Annotated in this window: 24 protein-coding genes and 2 pseudogenes; 12 read left to right on the top strand and 14 right to left on the bottom strand. The window is 64.7% G+C overall.

What is annotated here, in order from left to right; genetic code table 11:
• Positions 1-46: 46 nt before the first annotated feature.
• A pseudogene (locus ACVMIM_RS00455) lies at positions 47-950 on the bottom strand (LysR family transcriptional regulator).
• 214 nt (positions 951-1,164) lie between these two features.
• Here ACVMIM_RS00455 and ACVMIM_RS00450 point away from each other — a divergent pair.
• Entirely contained in the window at positions 1,165-1,788 is a 624-nt protein-coding gene (locus tag ACVMIM_RS00450; RefSeq protein WP_476109722.1) for a pyridoxamine 5'-phosphate oxidase family protein, read from the top strand.
• Here ACVMIM_RS00450 and ACVMIM_RS00445 read toward each other — a convergent pair.
• From ACVMIM_RS00445 to ftsE, 3 genes are all read right to left on the bottom strand, one after another.
• The gene (locus tag ACVMIM_RS00445) at positions 1,785-2,459 is read right to left on the bottom strand and encodes a YdcF family protein (RefSeq protein ID WP_476109720.1); all 675 of its coding nucleotides are present in this window, start codon (positions 2,457-2,459) and stop codon (positions 1,785-1,787) included. The genes ACVMIM_RS00450 and ACVMIM_RS00445 overlap by 4 nt on opposite strands.
• A 210-nt stretch (positions 2,460-2,669) precedes the next feature.
• The gene (locus tag ACVMIM_RS00440; RefSeq protein ID WP_476109718.1) at positions 2,670-3,656 is read right to left on the bottom strand and encodes a cell division protein FtsX; all 987 of its coding nucleotides are present in this window, start codon (positions 3,654-3,656) and stop codon (positions 2,670-2,672) included.
• Positions 3,649-4,308 carry a cell division ATP-binding protein FtsE gene (ftsE, locus tag ACVMIM_RS00435; protein ID WP_040998894.1) on the bottom strand — a complete coding sequence of 220 codons (660 nt, stop codon included), beginning with the start codon at positions 4,306-4,308 and terminating at the stop codon, positions 3,649-3,651. Before ftsE ends, ACVMIM_RS00440 begins: the two co-directional genes overlap by 8 nt.
• A 180-nt stretch (positions 4,309-4,488) precedes the next feature.
• Between ftsE and ACVMIM_RS00430 the strand changes: the two genes are divergently transcribed.
• The 3 genes from ACVMIM_RS00430 to ACVMIM_RS00420 all read left to right on the top strand — a co-directional run bounded on the left by ACVMIM_RS00430 (position 4,489) and on the right by ACVMIM_RS00420 (position 6,269).
• Positions 4,489-5,157: a hypothetical protein gene (locus tag ACVMIM_RS00430; protein ID WP_476109716.1), complete on the top strand. Its 669-nt coding sequence runs from the start codon at positions 4,489-4,491 to the stop codon at positions 5,155-5,157.
• Between the two features lie 115 nt (positions 5,158-5,272).
• A complete protein-coding gene (gene hpt / locus ACVMIM_RS00425) occupies positions 5,273-5,815 on the top strand; it encodes a hypoxanthine phosphoribosyltransferase (protein ID WP_476109714.1) in 543 nt (180 codons plus the stop codon).
• 82 nt (positions 5,816-5,897) lie between these two features.
• Positions 5,898-6,269 carry a response regulator gene (locus tag ACVMIM_RS00420; RefSeq protein WP_040998572.1) on the top strand — a complete coding sequence of 124 codons (372 nt, stop codon included), beginning with the start codon at positions 5,898-5,900 and terminating at the stop codon, positions 6,267-6,269.
• Here the strand turns inward: ACVMIM_RS00420 and ACVMIM_RS00415 are convergent.
• Entirely contained in the window at positions 6,252-7,205 is a 954-nt protein-coding gene (locus tag ACVMIM_RS00415) for a DMT family transporter (protein ID WP_476109712.1), read from the bottom strand. The two genes, ACVMIM_RS00420 and ACVMIM_RS00415, sit on opposite strands and share 18 nt — an antisense overlap.
• Positions 7,206-7,393: 188 nt before the next feature.
• Between ACVMIM_RS00415 and ACVMIM_RS00410 the strand changes: the two genes are divergently transcribed.
• A complete protein-coding gene (locus ACVMIM_RS00410) occupies positions 7,394-8,305 on the top strand; it encodes a LysR family transcriptional regulator (RefSeq protein ID WP_476109710.1) in 912 nt (303 codons plus the stop codon).
• Here ACVMIM_RS00410 and ACVMIM_RS00405 read toward each other — a convergent pair.
• The 3 genes from ACVMIM_RS00405 to ACVMIM_RS00395 form a co-directional block, all read right to left on the bottom strand.
• Positions 8,274-8,876 (bottom strand): DsbA family protein, encoded by a 603-nt coding sequence (locus ACVMIM_RS00405; RefSeq protein ID WP_476109708.1) that lies wholly within the window; start codon positions 8,874-8,876, stop codon positions 8,274-8,276. The genes ACVMIM_RS00410 and ACVMIM_RS00405 overlap by 32 nt on opposite strands.
• Positions 8,877-8,946: 70 nt before the next feature.
• Positions 8,947-11,553, bottom strand: coding sequence for a TIGR02302 family protein (locus tag ACVMIM_RS00400; RefSeq protein ID WP_476109707.1), 2,607 nt, complete (start codon positions 11,551-11,553; stop codon positions 8,947-8,949).
• Positions 11,554-11,667: 114 nt separating this feature from the next.
• Complete coding sequence (locus tag ACVMIM_RS00395; protein ID WP_476109706.1) at positions 11,668-12,609, bottom strand: threonine/serine dehydratase; 942 nt, start codon at positions 12,607-12,609, stop codon at positions 11,668-11,670.
• A gap of 50 nt (positions 12,610-12,659) precedes the next feature.
• On the opposite strand from ACVMIM_RS00395, the gene ACVMIM_RS00390 reads away from it, so the two are divergent.
• A complete protein-coding gene (locus ACVMIM_RS00390) occupies positions 12,660-12,962 on the top strand; it encodes an ArsR/SmtB family transcription factor (RefSeq protein WP_476109704.1) in 303 nt (100 codons plus the stop codon).
• Positions 12,963-12,974: 12 nt separating this feature from the next.
• Here ACVMIM_RS00390 and lysA read toward each other — a convergent pair whose 3' ends face one another.
• From lysA to argH, 3 genes are all read right to left on the bottom strand, one after another.
• Positions 12,975-14,243 carry a diaminopimelate decarboxylase gene (lysA, locus tag ACVMIM_RS00385; protein WP_476109702.1) on the bottom strand — a complete coding sequence of 423 codons (1,269 nt, stop codon included), beginning with the start codon at positions 14,241-14,243 and terminating at the stop codon, positions 12,975-12,977.
• Between the two features lie 54 nt (positions 14,244-14,297).
• Complete coding sequence (locus tag ACVMIM_RS00380) at positions 14,298-14,504, bottom strand: lipoprotein (RefSeq protein ID WP_127253283.1); 207 nt, start codon at positions 14,502-14,504, stop codon at positions 14,298-14,300.
• A 186-nt stretch (positions 14,505-14,690) separates the two neighbouring features.
• Positions 14,691-16,091 (bottom strand): argininosuccinate lyase, encoded by a 1,401-nt coding sequence (gene argH, locus ACVMIM_RS00375; RefSeq protein ID WP_476109699.1) that lies wholly within the window; start codon positions 16,089-16,091, stop codon positions 14,691-14,693.
• A 33-nt stretch (positions 16,092-16,124) separates the two neighbouring features.
• On the opposite strand from argH, the gene tlpA reads away from it, so the two are divergent.
• A complete protein-coding gene (tlpA, locus tag ACVMIM_RS00370) occupies positions 16,125-16,808 on the top strand; it encodes a thiol:disulfide interchange protein TlpA (protein ID WP_476109697.1) in 684 nt (227 codons plus the stop codon).
• Between the two features lie 9 nt (positions 16,809-16,817).
• Here tlpA and ACVMIM_RS00365 read toward each other — a convergent pair whose 3' ends face one another.
• Positions 16,818-17,858 (bottom strand): endonuclease/exonuclease/phosphatase family protein, encoded by a 1,041-nt coding sequence (locus ACVMIM_RS00365; RefSeq protein WP_476109695.1) that lies wholly within the window; start codon positions 17,856-17,858, stop codon positions 16,818-16,820.
• 250 nt (positions 17,859-18,108) lie between these two features.
• On the opposite strand from ACVMIM_RS00365, the gene ACVMIM_RS00360 reads away from it, so the two are divergent.
• The 5 genes from ACVMIM_RS00360 to ACVMIM_RS00340 all read left to right on the top strand — a co-directional run bounded on the left by ACVMIM_RS00360 (position 18,109) and on the right by ACVMIM_RS00340 (position 23,326).
• Positions 18,109-19,461, top strand: coding sequence for an extracellular solute-binding protein (locus ACVMIM_RS00360; RefSeq protein ID WP_476109693.1), 1,353 nt, complete (start codon positions 18,109-18,111; stop codon positions 19,459-19,461).
• Between the two features lie 102 nt (positions 19,462-19,563).
• A complete protein-coding gene (locus ACVMIM_RS00355; RefSeq protein WP_040998550.1) occupies positions 19,564-20,448 on the top strand; it encodes an ABC transporter permease subunit in 885 nt (294 codons plus the stop codon).
• An 8-nt stretch (positions 20,449-20,456) separates the two neighbouring features.
• On the top strand, positions 20,457-21,371 hold the full coding sequence (locus tag ACVMIM_RS00350) for an ABC transporter permease subunit (RefSeq protein WP_476109691.1): 915 nt from the start codon (positions 20,457-20,459) through the stop codon (positions 21,369-21,371).
• Positions 21,372-21,382: 11 nt separating this feature from the next.
• On the top strand, positions 21,383-22,483 hold the full coding sequence (gene ugpC, locus ACVMIM_RS00345) for a sn-glycerol-3-phosphate ABC transporter ATP-binding protein UgpC (RefSeq protein WP_476109689.1): 1,101 nt from the start codon (positions 21,383-21,385) through the stop codon (positions 22,481-22,483).
• 45 nt (positions 22,484-22,528) lie between these two features.
• Positions 22,529-23,326, top strand: a complete 798-nt coding sequence (locus ACVMIM_RS00340) for a phosphodiesterase (protein WP_476109688.1) — start codon at positions 22,529-22,531, stop codon at positions 23,324-23,326.
• 1 nt (position 23,327) lies between these two features.
• Here ACVMIM_RS00340 and ACVMIM_RS00335 read toward each other — a convergent pair.
• Positions 23,328-23,483, bottom strand: a pseudogene (locus ACVMIM_RS00335) (PIN domain-containing protein); the annotation flags it as partial.
• 56 nt (positions 23,484-23,539) lie between these two features.
• On the bottom strand, positions 23,540-23,815 hold the full coding sequence (locus ACVMIM_RS00330) for an AbrB/MazE/SpoVT family DNA-binding domain-containing protein (protein WP_476109686.1): 276 nt from the start codon (positions 23,813-23,815) through the stop codon (positions 23,540-23,542).
• Between the last annotated feature and the right edge of the window lie 14 nt (positions 23,816-23,829).

Below are 23,829 nucleotides of genomic sequence, written 5' to 3'. Positions count from 1 at the left end.
ACGGCGAAGTCGGCGAACCTGACCACGATGCTTTTCCTGGAATTGCTTAAAGTGACCGCGCCAGCCGCTCCTTCAGGCGCGGCCCGGCGAAATCGAGGAAGGCGCGCAGCTTCACCGGCAGCCGGCCCCGGCCGGCATGGACAAGGCTAACCGGCCAGGGCGGCGGCTCGAACGGCTCAAGCACCACCCGCAGCGCGCCGGCGCGCACGGCGGCATCGGCCTGGTAGGAGAGAACTTTCGTCAGGCCGAGGCCAGCGATCGCGGCATCGATGGCCGCCTCGGCGGTGTTCACCTGCAGGCGCGAGCGGACCGGAACCGAGGTTTCCGCCTTGCCTGTCCCGAAGCTCCATGTCGCGGGAGCGGTAAGACCTTCGAAGGTGATGCAGTTGTGGCCTGCAAGTTCCGCCAGCTTCTCCGGAGTGCCATGCATGGCGAGATAGGCGGCGACTTGCGCAGACGATGCGGCGGATCGAGCCGACGCGGATCGCGACCATGGCCGAATCCGGCAGCTCGCCGATGCGTACGGCCAAATCGATATGCTCCTCGACCAGTTGGGTGATCCGGTCGGACAAGGTCAGGCGGACGTCCACTTGCGGATAGACGGCGAGAAAACCGGTGATCACCGGCAAGACATGCAGGCGCCCGAAGACGACCGGCGCCGTGATGACCAACTCGCCGGTCGGGCTCGAATATTCGCCGGCCGCCATGCGTTCGGCTTCGCTCACCTCGTCGAGGATACGGCGGCAGGCGGCAAGATAGGTCTGGCCGGCGTCGGTCAGCGTCAGGCGCCGCGTCGAGCGGTTGAGCAGGCGCGTCCCCAAGTGCTTCTCCAGTTCGGAAAGTTTTCTGCTGACGGTCGCCAGCGGCACGCTTGCGCGCCGCGCCGCGCCGGATAGGCTGCCGGCCTCCACCGTGGCGACGAACAGCGACATGGCGTCGAGGCGGTCCATTATTCTCCCGAAGTATGGAAGGATGAGTTCCAAATATGCTCTCTACATCCGATTTTCGGAAGAGGGTAAATAACGTGCGATCCTGCCTAGAGCCGGATGATTTCAGGTCGAATCGACCTGAAACCTGAATCCGTCTCTAAATCAAAGAGATAGAGCATGATGTCGTCCGAAAACCGCTTCACACTTTTCGGCATCATGCTCTAGGAGCGCCGGCATGAATGAATTCACCACCAGCGACGTCGCCTTCACGCCGACGGTCAAGGCCATCCAGTCCCGCAAGGGATCGCGCGAGTCCTATGCGCGGGTCGAGCAGCGCGGCGGCTGGCGGGCAACGATCACGCCGGACCTCGCCGCCTTCATCGAAGCGCAGACCAGCGTGTTCCTGGCGACGGCAAACGCCCAAGGCCAGCCCTACATCCAGCATCGCGGCGGGCCGGCCGGCTTCCTCAAGGTGCTGGACGAGCAGGTGATCGGCTTTGCCGATTTCTCCGGCAACCGTCAGTTCATCACCCAGGGCAATCTGGAGGACAACGACCGAGCCTTTCTGTTCCTGATCGACTACAGGCTCAGGCAGCGCATCAAGATCTGGGGCAGGGCGCGGGTAGCTGAAAATGACCCGGAGCTGATAACGAGGCTGATGCCGGCGGACTACAAGGCGCGGCCGGAGCAGGCGATGCTGTTCACGGTCACGGCCTGGGATGCCAATTGCCCGCAGCACATCCCCCAGCGTTTCGAGGCGGCGGATGTCGCGGCGGCGCTGGCCGAGCGCGATCGGCGCATAGCCGGCCTGGAGCAGGAGATTGCGCGCTTGCGCGATAATGCGGCGGCTAAAATTTAGTTCTTCACCGTAGTCGATGCTTCCGCCAGCGTGACGCCCTGAGGCGTCGCACGAAGCGGCAGGAAGCCGCGCGCCAGCGACAGCACATATTTGCTGTATTCGGTCAGCAGCACGCGCAGCGCTTCCGGCTTGGTCAGCCAACCGCCATTGCCGAGATTGGTGTTGACCACCGGATAGGGCTCCAGGCGCGCGCCATGCAGTAGCCGGCTCATCTCGAGCAGGCTGCGCGGCATGTGGTAGTTGTTGGTGACAACGATGATGCTGCCATAGGCGTGGTTCTCCACCCATTTGGCGCTTTCCTCGGCATTGCCGATGGTGTCGAGAGCGGCGCGGTCGATGTCGACGCAGCAGGAGAAGAGCTGCTTGTCGCCGCCCATCGCCGCCTGCAGCTGGCGCCTGGTGGCCGACGGGTGGACGCCGCTGATCAGCAATCGTTCGCCCTTGCCGGAGGCCAGCAGGTCCATCGCCGCGTCGAGCCGCGACTGACCGCCGGTGAGCACGATGATGGCGTCGGCCCTGGCCGGATTGGTCGGGGTCGTCATGTGGCTGACCTTGTCGGCAAACCAGCCGAAGCCGCCGGCAAAAAGCACCAGCGCGGCAAGAACCACGAAACCGCAGACGCGCAGAGCGAGCCGCAGACGGCCGAAACCGGCGGGGACAGCGCTGCGCATGGGCATCGCCGGCATCCGTCCAGCCGTCTCGATAGAATCCCGCGCTTCCATCATCCCCAGGTTAATCCTGAAAGCTTCTAATGGTTAACTCCGAAACGGCCCCATTGATAGGCGGGACGGCGCACATTGCGTTACGGCAAGTATCCCGTGTGTGATCGTTGTCTCGTGTGTATACAACGCCTTGCGACGGTTTTCGGTTTGAGCTCATCATCAGCCCGCATCCGGCTGGCGAACATCGATGTCGCTGAGATAGGCGACGACAGTCGCATGCGACGTGGCGGCGGTCAGCGCGCCGATCACCAGCACCATCAGGCCTACGCCGAAATAACCGGCCGAACCGATGGCGAAATTGCCGAACAAAGCGGTCGCCTGGTCGGCCTGGGGCGTGGCCATGTTGCGCGACGACCACCAGGAAAAGACGATGAAGACGGCGATCGCCAGAGCGCCGCCGGTGGCCGCGCCCTTCATGCCGGTGACCAGGAAATGCCAGCGGAACTCGCGCGCGATGAAGCGCGCCTCGGCGCCGACGAAATGCAACACCTCGATGATATGGCCGTTGCCGGCCATGGCGCCGCGTGTGGCGAACACCACCGTCAGCACCGTCGCCGACAGCATCAGCACCAAAACGGCGATGCCGATCGTCACCGTCGTGTGCGCCATGGCGACCAGGCGGTCGACCCAGGTGCGATGGTCGTCGAGCGCGGCGGTCGGGATCTTGGGCGTGATGGCGGCGCGCATGGCGGCGAAGTCCGGCGGGCTGGCCTCGTCGATGGTGACGATGATAAGGCGCGGCACCGGCAGTTCGTCGATGTTGAGGCCGCTGCCCAGCCATGGCTCCAGAAGGCGCGCCGTCGCGTCGCGGTCGATGATCTTGGTGCCCTTCACGCCGGGGAACTCGCTGGCGATCTGCGAGGCCTGCGCAAGGGCCGCGTCCATGTCGAGACCGTCGGCGGGCTTGATCTGGATCGTCGCCTCACGCGAGATCTGGTTCTCCCAGTTCGACGCGGTATCGCGCACCAGCGTCACGGCGCCGAAGGTGAGGCAGGACAGGAAGGTCATGATGGCGATGACCAGCACCAGCGCCCGGCCGGCGATGTTCTGGGCCGGCACGATCGGCGCCGTCTTGCGCTGCACACGCCGGACCGTGGCCGGCGTCTCGGCTCCCTCATGGAGGTGATCGGCCGGAAGGTCAGTCATAGACGTCCAGCCTTCCGCCGGCCAGAATCATCCGTCGTGCGTCGACCTGCTCCATCAGGCCAAGGTCGTGAGTGGCGATCACCACCGCGGTGCCCAGCCGGTTGAGCTCTATGAAAAGCCTGAGCAGACGGCGCGCCAGCGGCGGGTCGACATTGCCGGTGGGCTCGTCGGCCAAAAGGATCTCCGGCTGTTCGATCAGCGCGCGGGCGATCGCGGCGCGCTGCTTCTCGCCGCCCGACAGCACCGGTGGCAGCACATGCATGCGGTCGCCGAGGCCGACCCATTTCAGAAGCTCGGTCACGTCGGTGCGGTAGCTCGCCTCCTCGCGCCCGCGCACGCGCAAGGGCAGCGCGACATTCTCATAGGTGGTCATATGGTCGAGCAGGCGGAAATCCTGGAACACCACGCCGATGCGGCGGCGCAGCAACGGCAACTCGCTGCGCGAGATGCGCGAGCGGTCTTTGCCGAAGATGGTGATCAGCCCGCGTGTCGGCTTCAGCGACATGAACAAAAGGCGCAGCAAGGTCGTTTTGCCGGCGCCCGAAGGGCCGCTCAGGAACTGGAAGGAGCGCTCCGGAATGTGCAGGGAAATGTCGCGGAGGATTTCCGGACCCATGCCATAGCGGAGGCCGACATTTTCGAAGCGGATCACGTTCGGCGACCTGAAACTTTCGGCGGCGACGCGCCACAATCTACTTTAACAGACCATCCGCCGGCATGGTTAACCGGCGGTTAATTTTGCGACGTTCGGTGTGCATCAAAGCCATTCCGGTGGGGAAGCGTTAACCAATTCCGTTTACGCAAAAGAAACGAAGACTGCATTGGTGCCGTAATGGCTGACGAGAGAACCGCGCGCCCTGTTTCCGGCGAAATCATGGCCGGTCCGGCAACAAATGCCGCGGCGGAGCGCGTCGTTTTCGATGCTGCCGATATCGTCGATGCCGACTATGTGGTGCTGCCGCGTTTTGCCGCGGCGCCGGCGACGGCCCCGCCACAGAGCCCGCTGACGCCGGCCGTCGAAGGCATGGGCATGCTGCGCAAGCCGGAGGCCGTGCCGTCGCGGTCTTCACGCGGCGGTCCGATATTCTGGATCGCCGGCGTCGGCATAGCGCTGATCTCCTTCTGGGTGTCGGGAGGGCATGCGCTGGTCCGGCAGAGCCCCTTTTGGACGACCGCCTCGCCGGCGAGCGCGCTCACCATTTCCGGCGTGACGTCGCGCATCGATGCGTCGGGCTTGAAGCCGGTGCTGTTCGTGGACGGGGAGGCGGCGAATGACGGGGTGCGGCGGGGGAAACGCTGCCGCCGCTCGAGATCCGCGTCACCGACAACAATGCCAACATCGTCCGCTATAGGCTGGGGACCTCCAACCGTTCCCTGGCGCCCGGAGAAAGATTCGGCTTTTCCAGCCGCTTGGATGTGCCTAAAGACGGCATCAGGACCGTCGCAGTCGTCTTCGCCGGCTAGACGGGTCGATATTCAGGTGAGGCCGGCCTGCAAATAGCGGCTTCCTGCGCTTCCGGTGCTCACGTACTAAAACGTACGCTCCGGTTCGGCTCGGCCTGACCTGAATCTCAACCCGTCTACCGACGTTGCTGCCGATCTTGAAGGAGAAAGCTATGCCAGTTGTGCGCGGCAAGGACATCGAGGTTCTGTTTTCGGCATCGGCGATCGCGCGCCGCAATCTCGAGCTCGCCAAGGAGATCGCCGGGCGCGACTACCAGGACCTGCTGGTGATCTCGATCCTCAAGGGCTCGTTCGTCTTCGCCGCCGATCTCATCCGCGCCATGCATGATGTCGGCCTGTCGCCGGAAGTCGAGTTCATCTTCATCTCCAGCTATGGCGCCGGCACCACGAGCGGCGAGGTCAGGGTGTTGCGCGACATCGACAACGAAGTCGCCGGCCGCGACGTGCTGTTGATCGACGACATACTGGAATCCGGCAAGACGCTTTCCTACAGCCGTGACCTGATGCTTTCGCGCGGCGCCAGGAGCTGTGCCATCGCGGTGCTGCTCGACAAGCGGATGCGTCGCCAAACCTCGCTCAACGCCGACTATGTCGGCTTCGACTGCCCGGACTATTTCGTCGTCGGCTACGGCATGGATGTAGCCCATGCATTCCGCGAGCTGCCCTTTGTCGGGGTGGTGAAGGGCGACGTCTGAGAGGTGCCGAGGTCCTTCCGAAAAACTGCCGATCGTTAGAATTTTCAGAAAACATCAACGTTTCGGCGGCATCTATCTCGGCATGGCAAAGCTTCTGATCGTCGAGGACGATGAGTCCGTCCGCACCCTCGCCGCCCGCGCGCTGGAGCGCGACGGCCATAATGTCACCGTCGCCACCGACGGCGCGCAGGGGCTGGTCATGATCCGGCAAGCCCGCGGCGGCTACGATCTGGTGGTGTCCGACATCCGCATGCCGGAGATGGACGGCATCGAGATGGCGACCGCCGCCGCGAGAGAGTTCCCGACCATGAGGATCATGCTGATGACCGGCTATGCCGATCAGCGCGAACGCGCCGAGGAGCTCGACGGCATCATCCTAGACGTCGTGCAAAAGCCGTTCACGCTGGCCGAGATCCGCGCCCGCGTCGGCAAGGCGTTAAGCTGCTTCGCTTGAAACCGCGCCTGCCGCCGGCGCGGCACTTCGCCGACGCCCGCCGCTGAGCGCAAGCAGGCCGGCGCCGATGATCAGCGCCGCGCCCAGCGCGGTGGTTTCGCGCGGCACTTCGGCGAAGAACAGGAAGCCCCACAGCGGCGACCACAGGATGCCGGTATATTCGAAGGTGGCGACGCGGTTGGCCGGCGCCATCCGGTAGGCCTGCGACAACAGGATCATGCCGGCCGAAGCCACCAGGCCGCAGGCTGCCATCTTCAGGAAATCCGGCATTGTCGGCCACACCGATGGCCGCACCAGGAATTCGACGCTCGGATGCGCCGCATGGGTGATGCCGGCAAGGTGGAAGACGGTTGCCACGGCGACGGCGCCGCTGAGATAGGCGCCGTTCTGGTAGAAAGCCATTACTGTCGACGATTCGGTGTCGCCGATGCGGCGCGCCATCAGTTGCGAAAAGCCGTAGAGGCAAGCCGAGCCCAGCGACAAAAGCGCCGCCCAGTCGAACACGCCGGCGCCGGGACGCACCATCACAAGCACGCCGACCAGGCCGATCAGCACCGTAGACAGCGTTTTCCACGAGACGCGCTCGCCGAGATAGGGACCGGCCATCGCCATGATGAACAGCGGCGCCATGAAATAGAGCGCCACCGCATCGGCCAACGGCAGTGCGGCGATCGCCAGATAATAGACCGTGTAGGACGAGAACTGGATGAAGGCGCGCAGCGTCAGCATGCCGAAGCGCTTCGACAGCACCGCCTTCAGGCCGACATCGGCCTGGACAATGACGATCAGGATCGGCAGCGCGACGAGGGCGCGGATCGCCATCACCTCGGTCACCGGATAGCCGGCCGACACCGCCTTCACCAGCGGATCCTGCAGCGAAAAGACCAGCACGCCGAGGCAGAGGCTCAGAATGCCAAGCACCGTCCGGTTTTGCATGGTCGATCCAGCGAAAAAGAACCCGCCACCGTTTGCAGGCAGCGGGCACGAGTGAGGACTCTTCGATTGGTCCGCGGCCGATTTCGCGGTCGCATATCCAATGGGTGCAGTGACTATCCCGCGGCGTTTGACATGTTGCAAACGAATTGGAATGATGCCAGCGATCAAGTTTTCTTATGGCGACTCCGATGAGACCAGTCCTCGATAGCGATCTCCTGCGCACCTTCGTCGCGGTGGCCGAGACCGGCAATTTCACGCGTGCGGCGGAGAAAGCCGGGCGTACGCAATCGGCCGTATCGATGCAGATGAAGAAGCTCGAGGACATGGTCGGCGACGATCTGTTCGAGCGCGGCTCGCGCGGCGTGGCGCTGACGCGCCGTGGCGGCGAGCTCATCGTCAACGCCCGCCGGATCGTCTCCCTGCTCGACGAAACGGCGGCCTCGCTGGTGGCGCCGCCGCTCGGCGGCCTGGTGCGCATCGGCATCCCGGCCGAATATGGACGTTCGATCCTGTCGCGGGCGCTGGGCGAATTTGCCAAGCGGCACCCGCGCGTCGAGGTCACGGTGCGCTACGCGCATTCGGATTCGCAGGTGCGGGCGCTCGCGGCCGGTGAGCTCGATCTTGCGGTGGTGTTCGAATGGGAGGGCTCTTCCGGCGGCGAGGTGCTGATGCACGACCCGACGGTCTGGGTGACATCGACGCTGCACCACATGCATGAGGAGCGGCCGGTGCCGATCGCGCTTTACAGCCGCAACGGCTGGTGCCGCGACTTCGCCATCAAGTCGCTGCAGCAGCGCGGCCTCGACTACCGCGTCGCCTACACCAGCGACACCAATGGCGGCCTGACGCTCGCGGTCACTTCAGGCCTGGCGATCGCGCCGATCTCGCGCAGCAACATCCCGCCTGATTGCCGCGAGCTGACGGCCGCCGACGGCTTCGGCGACATCGATTCCTCCAACGTCGTCCTGCACCGCAATCCGTTGGCGACCGGCGATGCGATCGACGGCATGGAGAACGCGATCCGCGAGGCGTTCATGCTGACCCGGCAGACGGGCGCGACGGCCGGGCCTAATCCGGCGGGGCGCTTTCAATCTGCCTGAGCCAGCGCATGGCATCATCCAGGCGATCGTCGCCCCAGAACAGCTCGCCGTCGACGAGGAAACTCGGCGAGCCGAAAATGCCGAGCGCTTTGGCTTGTTCGGTCGCGGCGGCGAGATCAGCCTTGGTGGCATCGCTGTCAGCCTCCGGCAGGATCAGTTCCGGTTTCTGCCCCGCTTTCTCGATGCTCGCTGAGATGTTCGGCTCGCGGCCCGCCGGCTCACCCATCTCGAACCAGCGCCGGTAGCTCTCCTCGGCATAGGCCTCGCACCAGCCCTCCCGCGCGGCAATGACGGCGACGCGATTGGCGCGCTCAAGTTCGGCGAGCGGATAGGGCGCGGGCAGCTTGGGCACCATCCTGTACATAGCCGCGCGACGCTCTATGTCGCGCCACATATAGGCGGCCTTCACCGGCTTCTTGGCGAAGGGGATATTGTCCATCGCGATCATGATCGAGCGCACGTTGAATGGCCGCCAGCGAAACTCGATGCCGGTCTCAGCCTGGATCTTCGCCAGTCGCATCACCGAAAGGTAGGTGTAGGTGCTGCCGATTGAAAACCAGAAGTCGATCATCGCCCTGTGCCCTCGGCCATGACGCTACCGGTTCTGAATGTGCAGGGCAATCTCGCACCCCGATGACGGACTACTTCAGCTCCAGCAGCCGTTCGAGATAGCTGCGCTCGATGTCGGGGCTGAGCGCATTGCCGAGCCGCTTGCGGATCGCGTCGAGGATCTGGCGGGCGCGTTGCACGTCGATCTCGTCGGGAACCTTGACCGAGGTGCCGTCATCGGGGCCGTTGGTGGCGCGCGGCCGTCCCAGCGGATCTCGGTCGGCGTCCTGCTGGCGACCGCCCTGCTCACTGCCGCCCTGGTCGCCCTGCATGGCCTGCATCTGCTTCATCATCTCCTTGGCGCCGCGGCGCAAGGCTTCCAGCGCACGGCCCTGGTGGCCGACGGCCTGGTCGCCATCGCCCTGGCCGAGCGATCGTTCGGCGTTACCCATCGATTTGCCGGCCTCGCCGAAGCCCTCATTGGGTTCCATGCCGAGACCTTCAAGCCCTTTCTTCAACTGATCGAGCTCGCTTTGCAGCTGGCCCTGGCCTTCCTGCAGCTGCTTCAGCGCATCGGCCAGATCCTTCGGCGACATTTTCGGGCGTCCCAGCGGATCGCGATCCTGACCTGGCCCCGGCCGCTGCTGGTCATTCGGCTGGCCTGGTTCGCCATCCTCGCCAAGCTGCTGCTGCTCGCCGCCCTCGCCGCGCTGTCCGCGCTGCATCTGGTCCAGGCGGAAGGTGTCGTTCATCATCTCCTGCTGGCGGCGCATGATATCGCCGAGCTTGTCCATCTGCTGGCGCATCTCGCTATCCTGCTCGCCACCCGGCTGCTGGCGGCCGGCCTGCAGGTTGTTCATCATATCCTGCAGCTCCGAGAGAAGCTGCTGCGCCTTGTCGCGATCGCCCGATTTGGCCAGATTCTCGATCTGATCCATCATGCGGTCGATATCGCTCTGGCGCAGCTCGCGGCCGTTCTGCTGCATCTGCGGCGCGTTCGGGTTCTGCTGCGCGCGCTGGGCGAATTCCTGCAGGAACTGGTTCATCGCCTCGCGCAGTTCCTTCATCGCCTTCTCGATCTCCTGATCGCTGGCGCCGTTCTTGATGGCGTCCTGCAACGCCTGCTGCGCCTGGCGCAGCCGCCGCTCGGCGGCCGACAGATTGCCTTCCTCGATGCCGAGCGCGATCTCCCACAGATAGGACACGACATTGCGCAACTGGTCGTCGCTCTCGGAGAGCTTCAGCCGGCTCCGCGCGCTCATGATCGCGAGATAGTTCGACATGTTGTCGAACGTGTCCTCGGGCCGCAGCGTGATCGCGTCCATCAGGTCGAGGACACGCGGCTTGGCATTGGTGTCGAGCGCCAGCAGCCGCCGCTGTTCGACCACCGCGCGCGCCAGCGGATTGGCGAAGGGCCGCTCGGGCATCACAAGCGTCTTGGTCTCGCTGGTCGCGGTGTGACCGGCATCATCGGTGACGCTCAGCGTCAGCTTGATGCTGCTGCCGGCCCAGACATGCTCGGTCAGGTCCTTGGTCGTCTTGGCCGCGTTCGCCTTGCCGCCACGGCGCGGCAGCGTCAGCGGCATGTCGGGCCGGCCGTAGAGCGGATGCGCGTTGGCGGCCGGTGGATCGGACAGTTCGAAAACGGCTTTGGCGGAGGCCGCGCCGTAATCGTCGTCGATCTGGTAATTGAGCTCCATTGCGCCGTTGACGGCGCGCTTCGGCTCGCCGACGAAGCGGATCGTCGGCGGCTTGTCGGGGATGACGGCAAACGCCCAGTGGCCGAGGTCGCTGTCGCCCGATTTCAGCGTCAGCGTGCCGTTGGTGTTCAGCTTATCCGCGAATTGGCGCACTTTTGGTGCCGTCTGGCCGGCGGCGGGGGCCGCGGTCTCCCTGGGCGCTCCGGGGGGCGCCGCGGGCTCGATGGCGCGGTCATTGCCGGCCTGATCGGCGTAGTTCAGCGTTTCCTCGCCCGAGCCGCCGGTGACGCGCAGCGAGATGTCGCTGCCTTGCGGGACGGAAAAGGTCTGGACGGCCTGGTTGGCATCGGCGGTCAGGAATAGCGGCGCCTTGCCGGTATAGGCCGGCGGCGTCACCCAGGCGTCGATGCGCGGCGGCACGGTGTCGTGCGAAGCGCGGGCGACAAAAGCGTCACCGACCCTGCCGCCAAAGGGTCCGAAGGAGAAGGCCAAAGCGGTGACGAACAGCAGCCCCGCCACGGCGCGCAGGCCCCAGCGGTCATAGTCCGGCACGTTACTGCGCGGCCGGTCGGCGCCGAGGCTCGAGAGCCGCTCGGCCATGCGCTTCTGGTGCTCGCGCCACAGCGCCTGCGAGAAGATGCTCTCGGCGCCGCTCGGCCGGTCGGTCTGCGCCTGTACCGGGCTGTGGAGCAATTCGTTCGCCGCCTCGATGCGCCTGTCGACCTCCGCGGCCGAAGGCATGCGGAAGAAGCGCAGCGGATAGAGCGCCGCAACCGCCGCCAGCGCGAACAGGATCAGAAGGCCGATGCGCGCGGTGTCCGGCAGGCGCGGGAACAGGCCGAACCATGAAAAGCTGAGGAACAGGCTGGCGACGACCAGCAAGGGCAGCACGAGCGGCCAGGCGCGCTCGAAGAGTATCGAGGCCCGTGTCGCCAACCGGCTGAGCGCCAGGCGCGAGGCCAAGCCGCGTTCGCCGCTGGAAGTGGGTCGTTCCGTCATCGGCCCTTCCTGCCCGGGCGCGATAGCCCGGACGTCATCGCCAGAAGGATACCAACAAACACGGCAAAGGCGAGGCGGGTTCCAAAAACGTGAAGCGGTTTGGCCGGGTTATGATCAGAAATTGGCGGGATTCGTGTTCGAACCGCAGACCAGGACGGCCACGCGCTCGCCGTCCGCGGGCATATAGCGTCCGGAAAGCATGGCGGCGAAGGCCGCGGCGCCACCCGGCTCGGCGATGATTCGCGCACGGTCCCACAGCGCCTTCTGCGCCGCGACGATGTCGTCGTCGCTGACCAGGATCGAGCGCTCGACGAAAGCTTCGGCGATCGGAAACATCATTTCGCCGACGCGCTTCGGCGCCAGCGAATCGGCGGCGATGCCTTCGGCGGGCGCATCGACCGGCTCTCCGGCCTCCAGCGCGCGGTAGAGCGTCGGCGCGCCCTCGGGCTCGATGGCGACGATGCGGATGCGGCCCGAGAACCATGCGGCGATACCGCCGATCAGGCCGCCGCCGCCGACGGCGACCAGCAGCGTGTCGATTTCCGGCAGGTCGGCCTCGATCTCCAGGCCGAGCGTGCCCTGACCGAGCAGCGTTTCCTCTTGGTTGAAGGCATGGATCTGCAGGGCGCCGGTCCTGGCGGCGAAGTCTTGGCTGGCGGCCAGCGCCTCGGCATAGCGCGCGCCGCCGACCACCAGCTCCGCCCCGTAGCCGCGAATGCGCGCGAGCTTCGCCGGCGGGCTGACCTCCGGCACGAAGATGCTGGCCTTGTGTCCGAGCTTCATGGCGGCGTAGGCGACGGCGGCGCCATGATTGCCGCCGGATGCGGCGACCACGCCGGCTTCGGGCACCTGACGTTCGAGCAGATTGGTGAAGGCGCCGCGCACCTTGAACGAGCCGGAATGCTGCAGGCATTCGAGCTTCAGGTCGACCGGAAAGGCAGGCCCGCCGAAATCCGCCATGTCGACGCGCATGACGGGCGTGTGGCGCACATAGGGCCGGATGCGCGGTTCGACAGCGGCGATGCGCTCGCGCGTGATCGTTCTGGTGTTCAGCATGAGCTGCTCCTCGGGATTGACTTCAATTAGTAACTTAGCAAAATGGCTAAATGCAAGAGGTCGACATCTTCAAGGCGATCGCCAATGAGCGCAGGCTGCAGATCCTCGACTGGCTCAAGGATCCGCGCGCGCATTTTCCGCGCCAGGCCGATGGCGATCTGGTCGAGGACGGCGTCTGCGCGCTGCTGATCGCCGAAAAGCTCGGCATAACCCAGGCAACGCTCAGCGAGCATATGCGTGTGCTGACCCAGGCCGGTCTGCTCAGCACCAAGCGCACCAAGCAGTGGATCTTCTATCGCCGGGACGAGGACCGGATCGCCGAAGCCAAGGCGCTGATCCAGCGGAAGATCTAGCGCTTCTCAAGGCTACTTCAGCCAGTCGGGGACCGAATCCAGCCCGATCAGGTCCTCATAGGTCTGGCGCGGCCGCACGACATGGAAGCGGTCGCCGTCGACCAGAACCTCCGGCACCAGAAGCCGGGTGTTGTAGGTGCCGGCCTGCACCGCACCATAGGCGCCGGCGGTGGAAACGGCGATCAGGTCGCCGGCCTTCAGCCTCGGCAGGTCGCGGTCGAGGCCGATGAAGTCGCCGGTCTCGCAGACCGGGCCTACGACATCGACCTTCATGCGCGGCGTCGAGGCGGGCTGCTGCACCACAGGCCTGATATCGTGGAATGCGTCATAAAGCGTCGGCCGGATCAGGTCGTTCATGGCGGCGTCGACGACGAGGAAGTTCTTGGCGTCGCCTTCCTTCACATAGATCACCTCAGATACCAGGATGCCGGCGTTGCCGACGATCAGGCGGCCGGGCTCGAACATCACCTTGAGGCCTAGCCTTGTGACATGCCTCCTGACGATCTCGGCATAGGCGTCGGGCAGCGGCGGCGGGCTGTTGTCGACGCGGTAGGGAATGCCCAGGCCGCCGCCGAGATCGACATGCTCGATCGAATGTCCGTCGGCCCGCAGCGCGCCGACCAGTTCGACGAGCAGCGCGAAGGCGTCGTCGAAGGGCTGCAATTCGGTGATCTGGCTGCCGATATGGGTGTCGATGCCGGTCACCTTGATGCCCGGCAATTCAGCCGCACGGGCGTAGACCTGCCGCGCGCGCTGCCATGGAATGCCGAATTTGTTCTCGGCCTTGCCGGTCGAGATCTTCTTGTGCGTCCTTGCATCGACGTCCGGATTGATGCGCAGCGAGATCGGAGCCACCTTGCCGAGCGCGGTCGCGCGCGCCGACAAAAGCTCGAGCTCCGGCTCGGATTCGACGTTGAAGCAAAGAATGCCGGCATTGAGGGCAAAGTCCATTTCCCGCGCGGTCTTGCCGACGCCGGAAAACAGGATCTTGCCGGCCGGGATGCCGGCGGCCAAAGCGCGGCGCAATTCGCCTTCTGAGACCACGTCGGCGCCAGCACCCTGCCTGGCCAGCGTCCTCAGCACGGCCTGGTTGGAGTTCGCCTTCATGGCGTAGCAGACCAGCGCGTCGAGGCCGGCGAAAGCCTCTCTGAAGACGCGGAAGTGCCGGGTCAGCGTCGCCGTCGAGTAGCAATAGAAGGGCGTGCCGACCGCGGCTGCGATGTCGGGGATCGCGACGTCCTCGGCATGGAGAACACCGTCACGGTAATCGAAATGGTTCACGGGTATCGGTTCCGGAAAGTTGAAGCTCGATGAGATCGATCGATCTCATCGGCTCTAGAGCAGGGGATCGAGGATGAATTTCCTGTCCTTGACCGGTTTTTCCGGCTCGGGCGGCACCGGCTGCTTGGCTTTTTCCGCATCCTTGCGCGCTTGCTCCGCCGCCTCATAAGGCGTGTCGAGGCCGGTCTTCCTGCCGCAGGCCGTGACGGTGACAACCGCCGCCAGCAGCGCCAGCGTCACCAAAATCCTGCTACGGGTCATCGATCCATCCGTTCGAAACTGTTTATTGTGCCGCCGCTTTTAGCCGAGTTTTCAGCGCTTTGCATCCCGGCAATTGCTTTGATGCATGTCGTTGTCCCAGAACCGCTGCACACTTCTGAGCGACATGCATTTGTTTTGATGCATGTCGTTGCCCCAGAACCGCTACACACTTCTGGGCGACATGCATCAAGCCTTGGCGAGCCGCTTCTTCCAATAGCGGATCTGCTTTCGCACTTCCGACGGCGCGGTGCCGCCGAAGCTTGTGCGGCTCTTCACCGAATTCTGCACGGCAAGCACCGAAAAGATGTCTTCCGTGATGCCGGGATGGATCGAGCGCAGGTCGTCCAGCGAGAGCTTCTCCAGGCCGACCTTCTTCTCCTCGGCGAGCGCGACGGCGCGGCCGGTGACATGGTGCGCCTCGCGGAAGGGGAGGCCGAGATTGCGCACCAGCCAGTCGGCAAGGTCGGTCGCCGTGGCGTGACCGGCGCCGGCGGCCTTCTTCATGGCGGCGGCGTTGACGGTCATGTCGCGCACCATGCCGGTCGTCGCCGCCAGCATCAGGTCAAGCGTCTCGGCGGCGTCGAAGACCGCTTCCTTGTCCTCCTGCATGTCCTTGCCATAGGTCAGCGGCATGCCCTTCATCACGGTCAGCAGGCCGACGAGATGGCCGTTGACGCGGCCGGTCTTGCCGCGCACCAGCTCGGCGGCGTCCGGATTCTTCTTCTGCGGCATGATCGAGGAACCGGTGGAGAAGGAGTCCGACAGGCGGATGAAGCCGAATTGCGGCGTCGACCAGATGATGATCTCCTCGGCGAGCCTGGAGAGGTGCGTTGCGCAGATCGCGGCGAGGCTGAGGAATTCGAGCGCGAAATCGCGGTCCGAGACGCTGTCCAGCGAATTGCGCGTCGGCTCGCGGAAACCGAGCGCCCTGGCCGTCATGTGGCGGTCGATGGAAAAGCTGGTGCCGGCAAGGGCCGCCGCGCCCAGCGGGCTTTCATCCATGCGCTCGATGGCGTCGCGGACGCGCGAGAGGTCGCGGCCGAACATCTCGACATAGGCCATGCAGTGATGGCCGAAGGTCACCGGCTGGGCCGCCTGCATATGGGTGAAGCCGGGCATGACGGTCGCCGCATGCTCCTCGGCGCGTTCCAGGAGCGCAGCGATCAGGTCCTTCAAGGCCAGGGCGACGCGCTGGCATTCCTGCTTGACCCAGAGCCTCAGATCGACCGCGACCTGGTCGTTGCGCGAGCGGGCGGTGTGGAGGCGTCCCGCCGCCGGGCCGATCAAGTCGGCAAGGCGGGCCTCGACATTCATGTGGATGTCTTCGAGCTTGGTCGAGAATTCGAACGTGCCGGCCTCGATCTCTTTCAGGATCGTGTTCAGCCCGTGAGCGATTTTTTCTTGATCGGACGCCGAAATAATGCCCGTTTCAGCCAACATCTCGCTATGGGCGATCGATCCGCTTATGTCCTGCGCATAGAGCTTGCGGTCGAAGCCGATCGACGCGTTGATCGCTTCCATGATCGCGGCCGGACCCGAGGCAAAACGTCCGCCCCACATCTGGTTGCTGGCCTTCTTGTCGCTCATCGCTATAACCCGTGCTCCGGAGCAGTTTTGAAAATGGCAGACGGCAATAGGTTCTTTTTTCCGGCTACGCGCCTCATCCTCGCCGCCTTGGTGGCGGGCGTGCTGGCCGGCGCGGTCGCGGTATATGTCAGCGAGAGCGGTTCTGGCAACAACGCGCCGGAGAAGGTCGCCGCTGCCGCCGGCAAGGACGATGCCGCCTGCGCGGCCAAGGCCGACCGGGCCAAGACTGTCGCTTCGAAGGCCGTCGGCCAGGTCGCGGCACTGCAGCCGGCCGATCCGCCGCAGTCGCTGAAGAGCCTTGCCTTCAACGGTTCCGACGGCAAGCCGATGACGATTGCCGACCATGCCGGCAAGACGGTGCTGCTCAATCTGTGGGCAACATGGTGCGCGCCATGCCGCGCCGAGATGCCGGCCCTCGATGCGCTGCAGAAGGAAAAGGGCAGCAATGCCTTCGAGGTCATCGCCGTCAATGTCGATACCGGCGACGACACGAAGCCGAAGAAGTTCCTCAAGGAGATCGGCGTTCAAACGCTCGGCTTCTACCGAGACCCCACGATCGCGCTGTTCAACGAAGCGAAGACGCGCGGGCTGGCGCTCGGACTTCCCGTGACCATGCTGATCGACGCCGATGGCTGCCTGATCGCGCATATGAACGGCCCGGCCGAATGGTCGAGCCCGGACGCCAAGCGGCTGGTGGAAGCGGCGCTCGAACCCTGATCGCGACCGCTATCTCACCCGCACCGTCACCACCAGCGCCTCGTGGTCGGCGCTCGGGCTGCCGTCCGGCAGCACCGCCGGCAGCGTCGCGGGCGCGCTTGCCGCGAGGCCGCGGGTGAAGAACCAGTCGATGTGGCCGACAGGTGTCAAGTCGCCTGCCATGCGCCGCTGCGTCGGCTTGTCGAACGCGTTGGCGCCGCGCCAGTCGTATCCGCGCTCGGCCATGACGGCGAAGAGGGGCTCGTGGCGGTCGGGGCACATCAGCCGGTCCGGTTCGGCGGCAATGCGGGCCTGCCATGCGGCCGGATCGGCGTGACGCTCTTCATAGGTGGCGGTCAGGGTGTTGAAATCGCCGCCGATCAGGACCGGCGCTTCCGCGTCATATCTGTCGATGGCGTCAAGGAGGTGGCGCGTCTGGTCGGCGCCGCCGGCGGGATTAGTGCGGTTCTCGAGATGCACCGAAACGACGGTGACCCGGCGCTCGCCCACCATAACCTGGCCGCCGAGCGCCATGCGGCCGCCGATCCGGGGCTGGCCGTGCTCGGGCAGGAACCAGGCGCCGGCGGCGTCCAGCCGAACGAGGAAGGGCCGCAGCAGCGGGACGGCGCTGGTTACGGCGTTGCCGTGGAAGCCCTCGATGTTCTCGGCGCCGCCATTTGCCGCCTGCTCCGCCTCATTGCCGGTGCCGAGTTCCAGGAACTCGACGCCATAGGCGTAGGAATGGCCTAGACGATCGGCAAGCCGGCTCAAAAGATGGCTGTTGCCGGAGCGCGCCATGCCCTTGTCGACCTCGGACAGCAGCACGACGTGCGGCGCCTGGCCGGCGATCGTGGCGGCAATGGCATCGACATGACGCAGCCGCTCGACGTTCCAGGCCATCACCGTCAGGCTCTCGCCGACGCTTCTGCCCGACGCCTGGCCGCCGATCTCGATCTCCCCGAGAGCGGGAACGGCGGCGGCGTGGCGCAAATGCGTGGCGCTGTCGCGCGGTCCGTCCCGCATGGCGTTGCGGATGGCGACCGGCACGTGCGTGAGCTGCGGAACCAGCATGTCTCTTTCCATTCAGTTAGCCGGTTAATCAAAGAGGTCTTTTCGCCGCTGAGCGGCGCCCTAGCTCTCTAGAGCGCCGATGTGACGTTTTCATGCCGGCGCGACCGCTGCCAGGGGAGGAGAGATTGGCTGTCCACAGGGCCGCTTACCGGTCCAGGGGCCACAACAGAACTGTCACATACCTTCTCTATGAGAGCGGGCAAGGACTTGCGCAAAACCCTTGTCACACTGCCACTCAAGAGGGAAAACCATGACGATCATCAAGCGGGGCTTCGCTGCCCTTGCCGCCGGCGCGCTCAGCACCGCGCTCGCGGTTCCTGCCTTTGCCGAGCCGGTCAAATTCGATTTCTGGTTCGGTCTTTCGGGCGACCTCGCCCGCGTCGTCGACACGCTGTGCAAGAACTTCAACGATTCCCAGAAGGACTACGAGGTCGTCTGCACCAGCCAGGGCAATTACGACGCCACGCTGCAGAACACGATCGCCGCCTTCCGCGCCGGGAAGCAGCCCACCGTCGTTCAGGTCTATGATGTCGGCACCGCCACCATGATGCTGTCGGGCGCCTACAAGCCGGCCGACAAGCTGATGGAAGAGAACGGCTACAAGATCGACTACAGCGACTATTTCCCCGGCATCGCGCGCTATTACGCGACCTCGAAGGGCGAGATGCTGTCCTTCCCGTTCAACTCGTCGACCGCGCTGATGTATTGGAACAAGGACGCCTTCGCCAAGATCGGCAAGACCGAGGCACCGAAGACCTGGGAAGACGTCGCCGCCGACCTCAAGGCGCTGAAGGACGCCGGCTATGATTGCCCGATGGCGATCAACATCTCGGCCAATGAGAGCTGGCAGCTGATGGAGCAGTTCTCGGCGCTGCACAACCAGCCGATCGCCACCAAGAACAACGGCTATGACGGTCTCGACGCGCGTCTCGAAGTCAACAAGACCAAGTTCGTCCAGTACGTCACCGACTTGAAGAAGTGGTATGACGCCGGCCTGGTGAAGATCAAGTCGAAGGACCTCGGCCAGGATATGGTGCAGGCCTTCGCCACCGGCACCTGCCAGGTCATCCTGACCTCGGTCGGCGACCACGGCACGGTCGGCCGCACCCAGAAGGAGGGCATGAACTGGGATGTCGCCGAGCTGCCGGTCTATGCCGGCACCGAGCGCAAGAATTCGCTGGTCGGCGGCGCTTCGCTGTGGGTGCTGTCCGGCAAGTCGGACGCCGAATACAAAGGCGCTGCCGCCTTCCTCAACTTCATCCACGACCCAAAGACCGCGTTGTTCTGGTCGACCAACACCGGCTACATTCCGGTGACGAAGTCGGGCTTCGATTTCATGAAGTCCAACGGCTTCTACGACAAGGCGCCCTACAAGGGCCGTGAGGTCGCGATCGAGAGCCTGACCGCTTCGGAGCCGACCGAGATCACCCGCGGCATCCGCCTCGGCAACTTCACTCAGATCCGCGCCGAGTTCGGTCCGCAGATGCAGGCGATCTTCGCCAACAAGGTCAGCGTGCAGGAAGGCCTCGACACGCTGGTCAAGAATGGCGACGCGATCCTCGAGCGCTTCCAGCAGACCTATCCGGGTAAGACCCTGCCCTGATCCCGGATGTTGGAGCGGCCGCCCGCCGGGAATCGACGGGCGGCCATTTCACATCTAGGTTTGCCCTGAAGGCGGGCTGGTGTTCCACTCATCGGTGGATCGATGGAAAAACGCGTCACTTTCGGCAGATGGACGATCGGCATCCTGTTCGCGGTGCCGCAGCTCATCCTGATCTTCACCTTCTTCTACTGGCCGGCTGGCCAGGCGGTTTACTGGTCGTTGACGCTGCAGCAACCCTGGGGCGGCGGCAACATCTGGGTCGGGCTCGATAATTTCCGCTCGATCCTCGCCAACGCCGACTACTGGAATTCCATCACCGCCAGCATGATCTTTGCCGGCATCAGCACCGGCCTTGCGATGGTCATCGCGCTGGTGCTCGCCGCCTTGACCGACCGGCAGCTTGCCGGCTCATGGCTCTATCGCGTCGTGCTGATCTGGCCCTATGGCATTGCAGCGCCGGCCCTGGCGCTGGCGTTTCGTTTCATCCTGGCGCCGGAGGCCGGCTTCATGGCGGTCGTCAACAAGGTCTGGCCGGGCTTCTGGGACCCTGGCCTCGACGGCGCCGACGCGATGGCCTCGATCATCATCGCCTTTTCCTGGAAATATGTCGGCTATAATTTCATCTTCTTCCTCGCCGCCTTCCAGGCGATCCCGCGTTCGCTGATCGAGGCCGCCGCCATGGACGGCTCGGGCGTCATCCGGCGCTTCTGGGACATCCAGTTCCCGCTGATCACGCCGACGATCTTCTTCCTGCTGGTTATCAACATCACCGAGAGTTTCCAGGACTCCTTCGGCATCGTCGACATCATGACGGCGGGCGGACCGGCCAACGCCACCAATCTGATGGTCTACAAGATCTATTCCGACGGCTTCAAAGGCCTGGATTATTCGGGCGCCGCCGCGCAGAGCATCATCCTGATGTTCTTGATCATCGCGCTGACCATCGTCCAGTTCCGCTTCATCGAGCGGCGCGTGCATTATCGTTGAGGCGGGCCATGGTCGAGCGCACCCCGATCCTCAACTTCTTCACGCATCTGATCCTGTTCGCCGGCTTCGTATTCTGCGTGGCGCCGTTCGTCATCGTGGCGATCGCCGCCTCGCACAATCTGAAGGACGTCAACGATGTGCCGATGTCGCTGCTGCCGGGCAGCGATTTCTGGGTCAACATCAAGACGGCTTGGACGACCGCCGATCTCGGCCCGAAGCTCTTCAATTCCTTCATCATGGCGTTCGGCGTCGCCGCCGGCAAAGTGATCGTCTCGGCCCTGACGGCCTTCTCGATCGTCTATTTCCGCTATCCGGGCCGCATGCTGATCTTCTGGCTGATCTTCGTCACGCTGATGCTGCCGCTGGAAGTGCGCATCGTTCCGACCTACGCGGTTGTCGCCAACGTTCTCGATCCCTATCAGGCGATGATGGACCTGACGGGGCTTTCCTGGCTGATCCAGAAGATATCGGGGGTTCAGGTCCAGCTCAGCCTGGGACTGCTCAATTCCTATAGCGGCCTGATCCTGCCGCTGGTCGCCACCGCCACCGGCACGTTTCTCTACCGCCAGTTCTTCCTGACCGTGCCGGACGAATTGACCGAGGCGGCGCGCATGGACGGCGCCGGCGCGCTGCGCTTCTTCGTCGATATTCTTCTGCCGCTGTCGCGCAACAACATGGCGGCGCTCGGCACCATCATGTTCCTGTGGGCCTGGAACCAGTATCTGTGGCCGCTGCTTATCACCACCGACCAGTCGCACGCGATGGCGGTGACAGAACTGAAGCAGCTCATCCCCAATGTCGGCGGCGCGCCGGAATGGCATATCGCCATGGCCGGCACGCTGATCGTCATGGTGCCGCCGATGATCGTCGTTGTGCTGATGCAGCGCTGGTTCGTGCGCGGCCTGATCGCCACCGAAAAATAGGGAGACGGAAAATGGCCTCCATCACCATTCGCGGCGTCAAGAAGAACTACGCCAAGACGCAGGTCGTACATGGCGTCGATCTCGATTTCGCCTCGGGCGAATTCGTCGTCATCCTGGGGCCGTCGGGCTGCGGCAAGTCCACGCTGCTCAGGATGATCGCGGGGCTGGAAGAGATTTCCGACGGCACGATCGCGATCGACGGCACCGTGGTCAACAAGCTCGAGCCGCGCGAACGCGGCTGCGCCATGGTGTTTCAGAACTACGCGCTCTACCCGCATATGAGCGTGGCGCAGAACATCGGCTATTCGCTCAAGGTGGCCGGCGTTCCGCCGGCCGAACGCACCCAGCGCATCCAGGCGGTGGCACGCGTCCTGGAGCTGGAGCACCTGCTCGACCGTAAGCCGATGGCGCTCTCCGGCGGCCAGCGCCAGCGCGTCGCCATGGGCCGCGCCATGATCCGCGAACCCAAGGTGTTCCTCTTCGACGAGCCGCTCTCCAACCTCGACGCCAAGCTGCGCGTGCAGATGCGCTCCGAGATCCGCAAGCTGCACCGGCGCCTCGGCGCTACATCGGTCTTCGTCACGCATGACCAGGTCGAGGCGATGACGCTGGCCGACCGGCTGGTGGTGATGAATGGCGGCCGCGTCGAGCAGGTCGGCACGCCGGCGGAAGTCTACAGCCGGCCGGCAAGCCGCTTCGTCGCCACCTTCGTCGGCGCGCCGGCGATGAACATGCTCGAAGGCGCGGTCACGCTGGACGGGCTGTCGCTGCTCGGCGACAGCCGCAAGCTCAACGTGTCGCGCACGGGTCTTGCCGTAGGCTCGAAGGTCGCGGTCGGCATCCGGCCGGAGGCGGTGCGCATGGTGGCGCCGGGGGCGCCCGGAGCGCTCGAGGCGAGCGTCGACCTGATCGAGGAATTGGGCGCGGGCCGCGTCATCTATGTCGATCTCGACGGCGCGCCGTTCTCCATCGTGACGTCCGAGACCGTCCACCCCGAACCGGGCAGCACGGTCGGCCTGCAGTTCGCCGAAGCGGACCTGCACTTCTTCTCCTCGGAGACCGGCGCTCGGCTCGACGTGTTCAAGGCCTCGGTGCCGGAACCGGCGCTGTAGGCGATCCTTCCCGCGATTTCGAAAGCACTGATTGAGGGTTCACGCATGAAAATAATCCAGATCACCGACGTCCATCTCGGCCGTCGGCGCGAGATGCGCTATGGCGCAAACCTGAATGAGCGTCTCGATCGATGCATCGATCATAGCAATCAACGGCACAGCGATGCGACGCTCTGCATCTTCACGGGCGACCTGACCGATGACGGAGAGGCCGAGAGCTATGCCGACCTGAAGGCGGCGCTGAGCCGGCTCACCGTGCCTTACCGTCTATTGCCCGGAAATCACGACCGGCGCGCCAACCTCATCGCCGCCTTCCCGGAAAACGGAACCGACGGCAACGGCTTCGTGCAGTCGGTTTTCGATACGCCGGAAGGGCGGCTTATTTTCCTCGACAGCCTGGCGGAAGGCCGCGTGACGGGCGAGTTGTGCGACAGCCGGCTTGGCTGGCTCGACGCACGGCTTGGTGAGGCGGCAGGCAAGGCGGCCTATATTTTTCTGCATCATCCGCCGGTCGAGCTCGGGCTCACGCTGCTCGACCCGCTCGGCCTCGAACAGCCGCAGCGGCTCATCGATGTGCTGACCCGCCATGGCAATGTCCGGTACATCTTCTTCGGCCATGTCCACCGCGACATAGCCGGCACCGTCGCCGGCATTCCCTTCTCGGTGCAGCGCGGCCTGCATGCCCGCTTCATGCTCGATCTCGTCGGCGACGAATTTGTCGAGCAGGCGCCGCCCGCCTATTCGATCATCCTGATCGACGGCGCCCGCGTCGTCATCCACAGCCACGATTTCCTGGAGCAATGGCCGCTCTGGTCGCCGGCGACCGGGCAGCGCGTGCGGTAGATCACTCGAGCAGCAACGTGGGCGTTCCCAACCCTTCAACGAGCTTTACCGCTTTCCTGTCGAAGGTCACGAAGGTTTGGCCACCGAGCCACTGACCGTCGAATGCGATCACGCCATCCGCGAAATCGCCACCGGCGTCGAGCACAGCAAGGCCCGCTGCGCTTCGTCATCCCGCGACAAGGCGTAACAGCACGTTGGTGTCGAGGCCGATCTTCACGTGCGCCCGATACCGCGCATCCCGCCCGAAGCGCCGGCTTCTGCGATCGCATCGTTGATCTTTTCGATCGACAGCCGTGCGCCGTTCGTCCTGTCCTTGAGCATCCCGCTCAGCTCTTGCCAGGAGCCCTTGCCCTGTTCGGCCTTCAGCTCCGCCCGCCCGCCCGGCAGAAGGTCGAGCCTGATCTTGCCGCCGGGCCGGATGCCGAGGTGCTTGAGCACGTCCTTTCGGAATGTGACCTGGCCCCGCGCCGTGACCGTCAATGTCGTCATGAATGCCTCCGAGC

Source organism: Mesorhizobium sp. USDA 4413 (assembly GCF_056280365.1).
This window is presented reverse-complemented; position numbering and strand designations above follow the sequence as displayed.